Raw genomic sequence first — 13,679 nt, forward strand, 5'->3', positions numbered from 1 at the left:
AGAAACCAACTGATCGATGAACATGCCGATCAGGATTAACAGATAACAACGTAGAAACTGGAGAATAAAAATGAGTGCAACAGAAACCCCAAAACTGGAAGTTCAAATCCGCGAAAAACTCGGCAGTCGTTATTCTGACCGTGTTCGTAAAGAAGGTTTTATTCCTGCTGTGATCTATGGCCATAAGAAGGGCCCGGTTCATGTGCAGGCCAATAAAGGCGCATTGGTTGAATTATTGCGCAGCCATGCTCACCTGATCGACGTGGTGGTTAGTGGCAAGACCGAACACTGCGTGGTGAAGGATATGCAGTGGGATTACCTCGGCGACAATATTATTCACGTTGACCTTGAGCGTGTGGATCTTTCTGAGAAGGTGACGCTGGAAGTTGACTTGGTGTTGGCGGGCGATCCGAAGGCATTGAACGAGGCTGGCGCGTTTTTGGATCACCCGATCTCGAAGCTCGAAGTTGCTTGCCGTGCGGACAGCATCCCAGAGAACGTGACGGTGGATATTTCCGAGTTGACGACAGAGAAGGCGATCACAGTGGCGGATATCAATATGCCTGCCGGTGTGGAAGCAACCACGGACGCAGACTCAGTTGTGGCGCAGATCAAGATTGCCAAGGAGCAGCCAGAGGAAGAAGTCGTCGAAGCTGGCGAAGGTGAACCAGAAGTGATCGGTGCGAAGGAAGAGGAAGAAAAATCCGAGTAATCGTACTTGGAAGCTTTCGGTTACATCAAATTCAACTTGATTATTCAAGCAGGCTCGCATCTTTGGTGCGGGTCTGTTTTTATGGGCGATATAATGGTTGGGTCCTATGACGGAGCTGGCGATGAAATGCAATATTGATCAGAAAGGTCGCGTGGTGCGTTTTTTCTTGGGTGTGTTGGCTTTTTCTGTCGGCGTGGTGTTAACGGTGCTGGGTGTGGTTTTCGACTGGGGGAATTGGGGATGGATCATGGGTGGTGTGGTGATTTTAGCGGGGATGTTTAGTATTTATGAAGCGAAGAAAAGTTGGTGCGTATTGCGTGCGTGTGGGATCAAGACGTGGCTTTGAGGTTGCTGCTACACTGTGCGTATGACGGGTTTATTTGAGAAGGAATGGATTGATGAAGTTGATTGTTGGCCTGGGAAATCCGGGTAAGGAATATGAGAAGACGCGGCACAACGCGGGTTTTATGGCGGCGAATCATCTTGCCGAGCGACACAACATGAGTGGCGCGAAGACGAAGTTTCATGCGGGGGTCTTGGAGGGGCGCATTGAAGGACAGAAGGTGTTGCTGATGCAGCCGATGACGTTTATGAATCGGTCGGGCTTGTCGGTGGGCGAGGCGGTGACGTTTTATAAATGTGAGCCGGAAGACGTGATGGTGATTGTGGATGATATCGCGCTGCCGTGTGGTAGGATCAGGTTGCGAGGTGAAGGCGGTGCGGGCGGCCATAATGGTTTGAGTGATATTAAGCGGGTATTAGGGACGAACAAGTATCCGCGGCTTCGGATTGGTGTAGATGCGCCGGGGCGTGTGCCACAGGTTGATTATGTGTTGGGACGGTTCAGTGATGAGCAGCAACACTTGGTAGAGAAGGCGCTGGAGCGGAGCAGCAAGGCTATCGAGCATTGGCTACGAGAGGGTGATCTGCCGAAGACGATGAGCTTGTTTAATCAGATGGCGGATGAAGCGGAAGCGAAGTAGATCATGATATGGAATGATTTCAAAAAAGAACCCACGGGTTGGAACCTGTGGGCTTGATGTCAACTTGCAAGATCGAGGTTGTTGAGTTTCGGATCACGCGGGAGCATCGGCTTCGTATTCTGCGATAAGGTTGTACATCTCGTCGGGGGTTGCTGAGTTTTGAAGATTGGTGCGGAAGGCTTCGTTGGTGAGCATGCGGCAGACCTTGGCGAGTGCTTGGATGTGTGGACCGGTCTGATCGACAGGCGAGGCGAGAAGGAAGATGAGGTTGACAGGCTTGCCATCGATGGATTGGAAGTCGAGAGGGTTTTCTGGAATGCCTGCAGCCATGCAGAGTTGTTGTACACCGGGTGATTTGCCATGTGGGATGGCGATACCGTTGCCCATGCCGGTCGTTCGCGTCATTTCACGTTCCCAGATGGCATCTTTAAGCGCATCACCATCGGAGATACCGAGGGATGTACTGAGCTGGTCAGCAAGGGCATAGATGGCGGCTTCTTTGCCGTCAGCTTTGATGGGAACTATTACACAATCAGGTTGCAGGATATCTGTTAAACGCATATTTGCATCACCGTCATGAGCCAAGCCGCTGGGTGGCTCACGGTATTTGACAAGATTTCAATTCGGGGAGCGGGCGGTGCATGATGCAGACGCCTGCGCATAAGCCATTGATACGAGGATACTAGGCAGAACGTCTTGGAGCAAATGAGTCAAGGTGAAATTGAGATGAATTGTTGATTCTTGCCGAGGCATACCGCGAGAGGCTCTGCGCTGGTATGCTAGTAACAAAATGACCACGATTGAAGCGACAGTACATGCAGGGACGCAGGCTGACAGCGAAGGAACGCTGCGGTTGTCGCTTGAACAGCATTTCTCATTTACAAATTTTCGAAGCGGGCAGTTACAAGTCATACAAGCGGTGCTTGCGGGGAGGGACGCATTAGTCATCATGCCGACGGGTGGGGGCAAGTCGCTGTGCTACCAGTTGCCGAGCTTGATGCTGAATGGTGTGACGTTGGTGGTGTCGCCACTGATTGCGCTAATGCAGGATCAAGTGGACTTCTTGCAGGCAAAGGGGATCGCGGCCACGTGCATCAACTCCTCGCTTGATCCTTCAGAAGCGGCAGAACGTGAACGGGGCGTGATCCGTGGTGATTTTCAACTAGTGTATTTGGCGCCAGAGCGATTGATGAGTGCAGCAGGTGAGCGACTGCTGAACAAGATTGATCTTTCACTGCTTGCGATTGATGAGGCGCACTGCATCAGTGAGTGGGGGCACGATTTTCGACCGGAGTATCGACAGCTTGGAGCAGTGCGTGAGTGTTTCGCGGAGAAGCTGCGGGGGGTGCCGATTCTGGCTCTAACGGCGACAGCCACACCACGGGTTGCAGGTGATATTACACAGCAGCTTGGAATGAGCGATCCGCTTGCGTATTGCAGCAGCTTTGAGCGAGACAACCTGCAATATTATGTCCGTCCCAAGCAGCAGTTTTTTGATCAGATCTTGGCGTATGTGCGACAGCACCCGGCGGATGCGGGGATTATTTATTGTCAGTCGCGGAATCAGGTTGACAAGTTGGCTGAGCGATTAAGTGTGCGTGGGGTGAATGCGCTGCCGTACCATGCGGGAATGGATAGTGAGACGCGATCAGAGAATCAACGCGCGTTCATGTCAGGTGAGGCGAGAGTGATTGTGGCGACGATCGCGTTCGGGATGGGAATTGATAAGGCGGATGTACGGTTTGTAATGCATGCAGATTTGCCGCGGCACATCGAGGGGTATTATCAGGAAACAGGTCGCGCGGGGCGGGATGGTGAGCCTGCTGATTGTATTCTGTTCTATGGGGCGGCAGATCGTTTTAAGATCGAATATTTCATTGAGCAGAAGCCAGACCAGGCGGAACGTGATCATGCATATCAACAGTTAGCGGACATGATTCGTTTTGTACATGCAACAGATTGTCGAACGACGCAGTTACTTGCGCACTTTGGGGAGGATCATGATGGCGGGTGTGGGCATTGTGATAATTGCCTGGATCCACCTATGCGCTTTGATGCGACTGAAGATTCGCGGAAGCTGTTGAGTACTGTGGTGCGAACCCAGCAGCGGTATGGGATCAGTTATATCGTGGATGTGTTGCGTGGGTCACGGGCACAGCGGATCAAGATGAATGGTCACGATGCTTTGACAGTGCATGGGATTGGCCGATCACAAAGCAAAGCGCACTGGGTGAGTCTAGCGGAATCGCTTTTGAAGGAGGGGTATTTATCAATGACGGTAGACGAGTACAGGACACTGTTTTTGACGGAGAAGAGCAAGAAATTGTTGCGAGGAGACGTGCGGGTCAAAGCAGCAGTGAGTAGAGGGCTTAGAGTGTGAAAAAATGAAATATGGGGGAGGAAACCGAAGGTTGATGAAAAGCGTATAGGTTAGAGCGAAAGCTGCGTTGTTACCCTGCCCTTGCTGTGTTTGACTAGGGTTGAGCAACATTGGATCATGAGACAGCTTGTGAATAAAAGACAGATGAGAGTAGATTTAACGTGATGATACATGCGCATGAACTGGTGAAATGGTACGGTCCGACGCTGGCGGTGGATTGTTTGTCATTTGAGATACCCGAAGGCCAGATTGTGGGCGTGCTCGGACCGAATGGAGCGGGGAAGTCGACGACGATCCGGATGTTGACGGGCTATCTACCGGCAACCTCGGGGACGGCGACGATCAATGGACATGATATTGCAACTGACTCGATGGAGGCGCGGGCACAGGTGGGGTATCTGCCGGAGGGAACGCCGCTCTATGGCGAGGCACGCGTTGTGGAGTACCTGCATTACCGTGGGTCGCTATTGGGTATGTCTCGCAAGGAACGGATGGCGCGGATTGATGCAGTGTGTGATCGGTGTGGTTTAAGTCATTTGCGGCGGCGAGTGATTTCGCGGTTATCGAAAGGGAATCGCCAGCGTGTGGGGTTGGCACAGGCGTTGTTGAATGAACCGCCCGTGTTGATTTTGGACGAGCCGACCTCGGCACTTGACCCGACACAGATTGGTGAAGTGAGGAGTTTGATTCGTGAGCTTGCAGGGAGGCATACGATTTTGCTTTCAACGCACATCTTGCCCGAGGTTGAAAAGACGGCTGATCGGATCATGATTATCTCTAGTGGGAGATTGGTAGCAGACGGCTCATTGAGCGAGATTCGTCAGCGGATCAATCAAGACGCGCTGGTGGTGGTGCAGGCGAAGATTAGTGTTGCGGGATTACAAACAATCTGCAACGAGATTAATGGGGTGACGATCAGTAAAGTGACAGAGGATAATGGATGGTCAACGGCTCGGGTCCGCGCAGCTGCGAATATGGATTTACGAGAGAAAATTGGCCAGAAGCTGCTTGAAAAACAGGCGCAAATACGCGAATTGCGTCTTGAGGAGGCAAGCCTTGAATCGTTCTTTATCAAGATAACGGACATGGCAGAGACTGAGGAATCGGCTGCGGGCTGATAAGGATATGTTTTATGCAGAAAGTTTTGACGTTATCCAAACGAGAATTGACGAGTTTATTTTACTCGCCAGTGGCGTACATGACCTTTGCGGTGTTTGCGTTTGTGTCGGGGTTATTGTTTGTGTTTGGTGTGTTCGAGCCGGGCTACCAGGCGTCCATGAGTGACATGTTTGTTGGCATGGTGTGGTTGCTCGTATTTGTTGTGCCGGCGATTAGCATGCGCCTGATTTCAGAAGAATCAAGTACGGGGACTATCGAGTTACTCATGACGGCACCAATTTCCGATACGCATATTGTGTTAGGGAAGTGGCTCGGATCGTTTGGTTTTTTTGTGGTATTGCTTTTACCGATCTTTTTTCAGATTGTTGTATTAGAAGTACAGGCAGATCCGGATTACGGGCCAATTGTGACGGGACTACTTGGCATTCTTTTAATCGGTGCGTTCTATCTGTCGATTGGTGTGTTTGTGTCAGCGCTCTCACGATCGCAGTTGGTCGCATTCATGATCACGATCCTGATCACGGGGCTACTCACGATTGGGATGTACGTACTTTCGACGTCGAGCTTTGTGCCCAATAGCATCAAAGCAGCGTTGTATTACATGAATGTCAATGAACAATACAAAGGATTTGCCCGGGGGCTAATCGATATTCGCAATTTTGTTTTCTTCCTCAGTGGTACGGTTTTATTTCTGTTTCTTGGTGTGAAGTCATTGGGGCTTCGTCGAATGCAATGATTGGCGTCAAGAAACAAACCTGCTCTAAACCCTCTTATCTCCTACGACCTCAAAGTAGAAATGGTATTGGAATACGGCATGCGTGAGACGAATAAAAACAGCGATTCACAAATATCGCATAGTAGCAACAGGCGGCGAACAAAGTTCTTGGTGAATTTTGTGATCAGTATTACTGCAGCGGTTTTAATTGTGGTGCTTGTAAATGTGATTACAGATCGCGGCTTTACGATGCTATCTAAAAGCGGCAATCAGGCGACACGCTACATGCGCTACGACTTGACCGCGACACGGCAGTTCAGCCTCGCACCGCAGACGTTGAAGGTGCTGCGTTCGCTAGAGGAAGACTATACATTTGTGTCGGTAATTAATCCTGATACTGCACAGAAGCAGCGCGTGAATGATTTGGTGAATGAGTATGCGTTGTATAGCAAGCACGTGATTGCGGAGCAGTTAAATCCGCTTGTAGATGTTGCTGGGACGGATCGGTTTTATGGGCAGTTGCAGATGCGGTATGCATCGCATTTGGAACCAATGGCGAAAGCAGTGGATGAGGGACTTGCAGTATTGGGCAAGGTGGCTGAGGCGATGGTGCCGGTGGAAGAACAGCTTCGTGAACTTTCAGTAGAAGAAAGTGTGGATGCGAATTCACGGTTAGGACAACTTCTTGGTCAGGCCGCTGAGGGCATGAAGCTTCAGACAGATGCGGTCGAAACATTAAAAGGACAGATCAATCAACTGCTGAAACAATCATTGCCGGATTATCAAGCCGCACGCAAGATGATCGAACAATACTTATTCACGACTGATGGGGAGTTGATTGCTAAGGCGATGCCGTTGTTTGAAGAGCAAGTGAAAGCCGCAGCAACGCCAAATGTAGTGAAGAATGGGTTACTTCAGATCAACAAGCAATTGGAAGTGATCCGCAATGAGATCCGCGCGGCGCTTACAGAATTGAGACAAGCGAAGGGGTATGAACCATATGAATCTGTACGGTTTGCGATCCAGAATGCGTCAGGCTTTGTTGCGATTTTAGGCGAAGATCAGGTTCGGATCATACCATTTGGCAACATGTACAAGGTGATCGATACGGAAGGTAAGCTTGCGGGAGATCAGTTAGATCTTGGGTTTGTGGGTGAGGAGTTGTTAACGGGGGCGCTGATCAGTATGAACTTGAATCCACCGCCACTGGTTGTGTTTGTGCAGTCGAACAATCAACCGGCCATTGGGCAGCGCGGCCATTTTCAATTTGTGACGCAGCGTCTTGAGAAAAACAACATTCGGGTGGCTCAGTGGAATCCATTTTCACCGAATCACGAAGAAACTTTACCGAAAGCTACTGAGGGACAAAAGGTTGTGTGGGTGGTGTTGCCATTCGATGCAGTGGATCTGACCAAGCAGAATGCATCGATGATTTTGACAGCACGCAAACGCGTAAGCACGCTACTTAAAGAGCGAACTGAAGCGGGTGACGGTGCGATGGTATTGTTGGCGTATGATCCGATGACGAAGATTGGACAAGAGAATACGATTCTGAGTTACCTAGCTGATCGATGGGGGATTGAGCCGGCGCTTGATCAATTGATCTTACAGGAACAGGTGGTTCAGGGGCGTGCGTTTGCGAACATCGTATTTCAGGTGCGCGATTGGCCGGCGGATGATCCGGTGACCGGGCCGTTACGCGGGATGCGCGGCGCGTTTGTATTGAACTCACCAATCGTGTTAAAGGATAAAGTGGGGGTACGTCAAGCAGAGATGGTAGTCTTGAATCAGGCGAATATGTGGACGGTGGAGAAGCTGGCAGATTTACGGAAATGGCAGGAAGAAAAATTGAATCCACAGACGGTCGCGCCGAAGTTCGTGACTGGCGTGATTGCAGAAGGAGTGGGCGAGAATGAAGAAGCTGCAAGAGTGGTGGTGACAGCATCGTCGCTTTGGCCGCGTGATTTTTATACGACTAATACAGACCCGAATCTCTCACCGCAGGGCGTGGGAGGATATGGGGGTGCGGCATACCCGGCGAACAGCGAGTTATTTGTGAATGCGGTGTACTGGCTATCGGGTTTGGACGAATTGATTGAAGCCAGTCCACAAACACAAGATATTCGGCGAGTAGGTGCGATGTCCGATACGCAGCTTTTAGTGTACCGCTGGTTGTTGATTGTTGGTATTCCGATCGCTGCATTTGCATTGGGTCTTGTGATTTGGAGTGTCCGTAGACGAGATTGATCATGTGGGTGATGCGAGTTAGCACAATAAGCGATGAAATATAAAAGCACGATTATTCTGATACTGTTTTGTGTGATACTGATATTCGCGTGGTTACTGATCGAACGCGCAGGCAAAGAGGATGTCATTGTGACAACAGCGGCGCAGCAGCCGTTGTTGTTTGTAATGAATGGCAAGCCGATTGTGTCGGATGATGTGAGATCAATCACGTATCAAGCGGCGGGTGGTTCAGATCAAGTAGAGTATGAAAAAACCAGTGTGGGCTGGTCGGAAGTGAAACCAGTGCGTTTTCCGCTGGAAGATGGGGTGATAGACAAAATTGTTACAAGCTTGCTTGAAATGCGCGTGATTCAGGATTTTGCACAGGATGGAACGAAGCGTCCCGAGGATGAAGCAATGGGTTTGACGGCGCAGTCGCCGCGGATTGAGTTGGGCTTGCGTAATGGGAAGTCGATTGGTTTTGTACTGGGCAAAACGATGCTTGCAAATCATGCATATGTGCAGCGTGAGGGTACAGATGATGTGTTGGTTGTGAGCAATGTATTGCAAGGTACATTTGTAGGGCACCAAGCGAGTGAGCTTTGGGCGCGTCAGCTAAGTGGCCCGACTGCTAGTGAAGTAAAACGTATTGAGATTGATCATGCTGGTGGTGACAAGACGGTGTTGCGGCAACTGTCAGGAATTTGGTATGTCGGTGATAAGGATAATGATCTGGCCGATGCCAAAACGGTTAATGACTTTTTTGAAATGATCAAGAAATTTGAGGTTAAACCGTATGATAAAGGGGTGAGCGTTCAGCGTACAAAGTTGAATAAGCAGCTAGAAACAGTTCTAAAGCTATTCGAGAAAAACAGTGATGTGGCGAGTTATGTATTGCGGATTTATGAGCCATCGGGATTGAGCGATGGACGCTTTGATGTTTCATTGCAATCAGATGAGGTGTCGCCGGATGCGATATTTACGGTATCTAAAGCATTTGTCGAAGCGGTGAGCATGAATATCGCAACAGTGATTGATGCGAAAATTTTTCCGGAGATTGAAATTGCTACGGCACGTGATATCAAGATTGAGTCAAATGGCACAACGCAGATTAAGATTGATCGGCAAGTATTGACGGACGTGGTGGCGTATGGTGAATCTGGAGATTTGGAGAAGCCAAGTTATGCAATCGATCAGCGTGTGGCAGTGAATTGGATCAAGGCGGTGCTGGCGGCGAGAGCGGCTGGTTATGTTGAAGATTTCAAGCCGGTGAGGTTACCAACATATAGCGTGACGATTGCAACCAGCGGCACTTCGGCGAAAGAAGAAGTAATCAAAATTTACGATGTCGATTTGCCAATGGATAAAGTTCAGTGGATTGATGTTGTGTCAAAGAAGACGACTACAGTAGGTAAGCGGTTTGTCGCATTACATGAAGGATCAAGCTTGGGGTATGTGCTTGGTGCGATGCAGCAGGAGTGGCTGAAAACAACACCATTAGATTTGCGTCAGCGAAATGTACTCAATGTTGATCAGCAGAGCTATACGACAATCAGGCTTATAAAAGCAGATCAAACGGTAGTAGATATTGAGAAGAAAGAGAACGACTGGACGATTAATGGTGTGGCGAGATTCAATCGCCTTGCTGTGCACAAGCTGATTGCAGCCACCTCACCTTTAATAGCAAGCTGGTGGGAGCGTGGTGACACGCCAGCAGAGTTTGCGGGGGATCTTACGGTGCAGTTTGGTGCGGGAACTGATGTGGATGAAATTACATTACGGGTAGACACAAAGAATAGCCGTGCGGTGATCAGCACCATGGAAGGTGAGTTTGTTATTTCAAAAGCGTTACATGACGCGCTGCTTGCGGATTTTAAGAATACTGAGGTGCGATGACTGGTTTAGCTGTCGTTGTGTAGGTCGATGACGGCGCCGCTTGCGGAGTAGGTGGCGAGATCTTGTGATTTGGCGTGGTCGCTGCGCTGCTTTTCGAGGCTGGCTAGGTATTGATCGGACACATCGCCGGTGATGTATTTGCCGTCAAAGACAGAGCACTCGAGCCCGTCGACGTTCATGTTGCCTTCGTGGACAGAGGTGACCAGGTCGGGGAGGTCCTGATAGATCAGATCGTCGGCACCGATGGATTCGCAGATTTCTGAGACGGTTCGGCCGTGGGCGATGAGTTCGGGGGCGGCGGGCATGTCGATGCCGTAGACATTGGGGTGACGGATTTCGGGGGCGGCTGAAGCGAAGAAGACTTTGTTTGCTCCGGCGTCACGTGCCATTTGAATGATCTCTTGGCAGGTGGTGCCGCGGACAATGGAGTCGTCGACGAGCAGCACGTTCTTGCCTTTGAATTCGAGTTCGATGGGGTTAAGTTTTTGGCGGACAGATTTTTTGCGCTGCGATTGACCGGGCATGATAAACGTGCGGCCGATGTAGCGGTTTTTGATGAAGCCTTCGCGGTATTTCACGCCAAGATGATGCGCGACTTGTAGCGCTGAGGTGCGACTGCTGTCTGGGATGGGTATGACCACGTCAATCGGGTGGTGTGACCACTGTTTCTTGATCTTGTCTGCGAGATGATCACCCATGCGCAGGCGGGCTTTGTAAACGCTGATCCCGTCGATCATGGAGTCGGGGCGAGCAAGATAGACATACTCGAAAATACAGGGGGTGTGTTTGGTGTTGGGTGCGGTAACGCGTGTGTGCAGGCTACCGTGGATGTCGACGAAGACCGCTTCACCGGGGAGGACATCTCGTTCGAGGGAGAAGCCGAGAGAATCGAGCGCGACACTTTCGGAGGCGATCATATATTCGACACTACCATCGTCTTCAGTACGTTTGCCAAAAACCAGTGGGCGGATGCCGTTCGGGTCACGCAGCGCGACAATGCCGTAGCCTGTGATCATGGCGACCAGTGCGTAAGCGCCTTTACATCGACGATGCACACCTTCACAAGCTTTGAAGATGTCTTCTTCGGTGGGTTCAAGTTTGCCGAGTGCTTGCAGTTCATGTGCGAAGACGTTGAGGATGACTTCCGAGTCAGAGGTGGTGTTCAGGTGACGGAGGTCGGTGCGGAAGAGTTCTTGGGCGAGCTCGTTGGCATTAGTGAGGTTGCCGTTGTGGGCGAGCGTGATGCCGTAGGGCGAATTGACGTAGAAGGGTTGTGACTCTGCAGAGCTGCAACTGCCAGCAGTAGGGTAGCGAACGTGCCCGATGCCCATGTTGCCGGAGAGGCGTTGCATGTGTTTTTGCTGGAAGACGTCACGGACAAGCCCGTTGCCTTTACGCAGAAACAAGCGGCCGTCGTCGCAGGTCATGATACCTGCCGCATCTTGGCCGCGGTGTTGAAGGACCGTCAGCGCGTCGTACAAGCCTTGATTGACATCAGACTTGCTTACAATGCCGGCAATGCCGCACATAGATTCTCCCAGTACGTATCGTTGGTTGAATAATTTGACCAGTACCCACGTCGCGTCCCGCCCCATTGCTTAAACGCTCTTACTTTTCTGCTCAAGGGTAGATCAGCAAGCGATCAAGACAATATTATAGCAGCGTTAGCGGCTCGATGCGCCCCGGCTAGAAAGTCCACAATCGTGGATTTGCGATGTTGTTTATGGGCATTTAAGACAAATTATGAAGATCAATGGCAATCACATTGATCTTCCTCGATGAAGTGAAGTTCGAGGTAGCGAGCAACGTAATCAATGATGCTGAGTGCTTCAGGGATATCGGGGTTGGAGGTGGTGCCGAGGGGTTCGAAGCGCATGCCTTTAAATCGGAGGACGGCTTCGTGGATGGGCAGGCCGTACTGAAGTGCGATCGAAAACGCGCGGCAGTATCCTTGAACAAGGCCGGAAAGCGTTGAGCCTTCTTTTGCCATTTTTATGAATATTTCACCTGGTCGGCCGTCTTCAAAAAGACCAATTGTCAGATAGCCTTCATGGCCCATGATCTGAAACTTATGCGTGACCGAATCACGTACCATGGGCAGTTTGTCTCGATAGGCTTCACGCTGTACTTTCATTCACTGTCGCTCCTGCCCTCGGAAGTTCTTGAGATCGTAGGGATCATTAGAAATTGGTTCCGAGTTTACATCGTCCACGGTGTGGACTGAATCTATCATCATAGCTGGCTGATGAAAAAAATCAGCACAACATCTTCCCGGCATGTGACGGTAACAGTCACAGGTCGCGGTCGTAAAACGGATCAGCGATAGAGCATATATCGTGTATCGAGGTGGGTGAGTCCCAATATTTTGTCTTTCTTTTCGTGCTGAACGCCGTTCTTAACGAATGGCGCGGTTGAGGGGGCTAGTAGTAGGTAGGCATGATCGACAAGTGCAGCATACGGCGGTAGTCTACGTGCCGAGTCACGAAGACACGGAGGTTTTGAGTTGGACGTACTTGAGATTGATCCCAAGAAAATCCGAAACTTGCGACGGAATCTGTTGCGATGGTACAAGGCACATGCGCGAGAGTTGCCATGGCGGGCCGGGCCGCGTGGGGATAAGAAACCAAACCCATATCATGTGATGGTCTCCGAAGCGATGCTTCAGCAAACTCAGGTGGCAACGGTGATTGATTATTTCAACCGTTTTGTCGCGGTGTTTCCGACGGTTGCGAGCTTGGCTGCGGCAGATGAACAGTCGGTTTTGAATATGTGGCAGGGGTTGGGGTATTACCGTCGGGCAAGACATCTTCATGCGGCGGCAAAGATGGTCGTGGATGAGTTTGAGGGGGAAGTACCACGAGAGGCGGATGAGCTACTCAAGTTGCCTGGGGTTGGGCCATATTCAGCGGGCGCGATCGCATCCATTGCATATGACCAGCGGGCCGCGATTGTGGATGGGAATGTGATTCGGATCTTGTCACGCATTTTTAAGATCACAAAGCCGGCAGATGAAACAGAAACTAAAAAACGATTGTGGTCGATTGCAGAGGCACTGGTGCCAGCTAAGGATGCGGGGAATTACAATCAGGCGATGATGGAGTTGGGGGCAATGATTTGTTCGCCGCGAGGTGCGGGGTGTTTGCTTTGTCCGGTGCGCAATCAATGTGAGTCGTTAGCTGATGATCAGATGGATGTGCATGATTTACCGGTGATGTTGCCGAAGAAAAAACCGCGTGCGGTGACGCACCAATTGATTGCGGTGCAGCGGCGAGATGGAAAATATCTCTTTGTAAAACGCCCGGCCAAGGGGCTTTGGTCTAACATGTTTGGCTTGCTATCACTGGAACATGATGTGAAATTGTCCAGTGAACCAGATTTCAATGCAATCAAAAAGCACTTGAAAACAAGTGTAAATCTAACAGCCGGGGAGACGGATCATGTGAAGACATTCAAGCATCAGACCACGCACCTGACGATACATTTTGAACTGCATGTTGCTCAGGACGGAAAAGGGCGTGCAGTTTGCGATGGTGAAATAGCTTGGCGAAGATTGGATGAGCTAGATGATTTGCCACTGGCCAAGCCGCAACAAAAAGCCGTGTCGCTGCTAAGGAAATTTGAAGCTCAGTTAGCGGTGTGATGTTGATG

12 protein-coding genes are annotated in these 13,679 nt (G+C 50.4%); 9 read left to right on the top strand and 3 right to left on the bottom strand.

Translation table 11 applies throughout. The annotated features are described in order from the left end of the window. Nucleotides 1–70: 70 nt before the first annotated feature. From ACQ6WK_RS06865 to pth, 3 genes are all read left to right on the top strand, one after another. On the top strand, nucleotides 71–712 hold the full coding sequence (locus tag ACQ6WK_RS06865; protein ID WP_432799999.1) for a 50S ribosomal protein L25: 642 nt from the start codon (nucleotides 71–73) through the stop codon (nucleotides 710–712). Nucleotides 713–833: 121 nt separating this feature from the next. Continuing rightward, nucleotides 834–1,058: a hypothetical protein gene (locus ACQ6WK_RS06870; RefSeq protein ID WP_432800000.1), complete on the top strand. Its 225-nt coding sequence runs from the start codon at nucleotides 834–836 to the stop codon at nucleotides 1,056–1,058. Between the two features lie 52 nt (nucleotides 1,059–1,110). Continuing rightward, nucleotides 1,111–1,695: an aminoacyl-tRNA hydrolase gene (gene pth / locus ACQ6WK_RS06875; RefSeq protein ID WP_432800001.1), complete on the top strand. Its 585-nt coding sequence runs from the start codon at nucleotides 1,111–1,113 to the stop codon at nucleotides 1,693–1,695. A 93-nt stretch (nucleotides 1,696–1,788) separates the two neighbouring features. Here pth and ACQ6WK_RS06880 read toward each other — a convergent pair whose 3' ends face one another. Beyond that, nucleotides 1,789–2,256 carry a PTS sugar transporter subunit IIA gene (locus ACQ6WK_RS06880; RefSeq protein WP_432800002.1) on the bottom strand — a complete coding sequence of 156 codons (468 nt, stop codon included), beginning with the start codon at nucleotides 2,254–2,256 and terminating at the stop codon, nucleotides 1,789–1,791. A 229-nt stretch (nucleotides 2,257–2,485) separates the two neighbouring features. On the opposite strand from ACQ6WK_RS06880, the gene recQ reads away from it, so the two are divergent. The 5 genes from recQ to ACQ6WK_RS06905 all read left to right on the top strand — a co-directional run bounded on the left by recQ (nucleotide 2,486) and on the right by ACQ6WK_RS06905 (nucleotide 10,031). Further along, on the top strand, nucleotides 2,486–4,075 hold the full coding sequence (recQ, locus tag ACQ6WK_RS06885; protein WP_432800003.1) for a DNA helicase RecQ: 1,590 nt from the start codon (nucleotides 2,486–2,488) through the stop codon (nucleotides 4,073–4,075). 164 nt (nucleotides 4,076–4,239) lie between these two features. After that, nucleotides 4,240–5,193 carry an ABC transporter ATP-binding protein gene (locus ACQ6WK_RS06890; RefSeq protein ID WP_432800004.1) on the top strand — a complete coding sequence of 318 codons (954 nt, stop codon included), beginning with the start codon at nucleotides 4,240–4,242 and terminating at the stop codon, nucleotides 5,191–5,193. A gap of 14 nt (nucleotides 5,194–5,207) precedes the next feature. Continuing rightward, complete coding sequence (locus ACQ6WK_RS06895; RefSeq protein WP_432800005.1) at nucleotides 5,208–5,930, top strand: ABC transporter permease; 723 nt, start codon at nucleotides 5,208–5,210, stop codon at nucleotides 5,928–5,930. Continuing rightward, the gene (locus ACQ6WK_RS06900) at nucleotides 5,931–8,156 is read left to right on the top strand and encodes a hypothetical protein (protein WP_432800006.1); all 2,226 of its coding nucleotides are present in this window, start codon (nucleotides 5,931–5,933) and stop codon (nucleotides 8,154–8,156) included. A 33-nt stretch (nucleotides 8,157–8,189) separates the two neighbouring features. Further along, a complete protein-coding gene (locus tag ACQ6WK_RS06905; RefSeq protein WP_432800007.1) occupies nucleotides 8,190–10,031 on the top strand; it encodes a hypothetical protein in 1,842 nt (613 codons plus the stop codon). 5 nt (nucleotides 10,032–10,036) lie between these two features. On the opposite strand, the gene purF is transcribed toward ACQ6WK_RS06905, so the two are convergent. Both purF and ACQ6WK_RS06915 read right to left on the bottom strand, forming a co-directional pair. Then, a complete protein-coding gene (purF, locus tag ACQ6WK_RS06910; RefSeq protein ID WP_432800008.1) occupies nucleotides 10,037–11,560 on the bottom strand; it encodes an amidophosphoribosyltransferase in 1,524 nt (507 codons plus the stop codon). A gap of 221 nt (nucleotides 11,561–11,781) precedes the next feature. Further along, nucleotides 11,782–12,165 carry a hypothetical protein gene (locus tag ACQ6WK_RS06915; protein WP_432800009.1) on the bottom strand — a complete coding sequence of 128 codons (384 nt, stop codon included), beginning with the start codon at nucleotides 12,163–12,165 and terminating at the stop codon, nucleotides 11,782–11,784. Between the two features lie 369 nt (nucleotides 12,166–12,534). On the opposite strand from ACQ6WK_RS06915, the gene mutY reads away from it, so the two are divergent. Next, complete coding sequence (gene mutY / locus ACQ6WK_RS06920; RefSeq protein WP_432800010.1) at nucleotides 12,535–13,671, top strand: A/G-specific adenine glycosylase; 1,137 nt, start codon at nucleotides 12,535–12,537, stop codon at nucleotides 13,669–13,671. The last annotated feature ends 8 nt before the right edge of the window (nucleotides 13,672–13,679 follow it).

This window comes from Poriferisphaera sp. WC338 (assembly GCF_050931845.1).
Lineage (GTDB): Bacteria > Planctomycetota > Phycisphaerae > Phycisphaerales > Phycisphaeraceae > Poriferisphaera.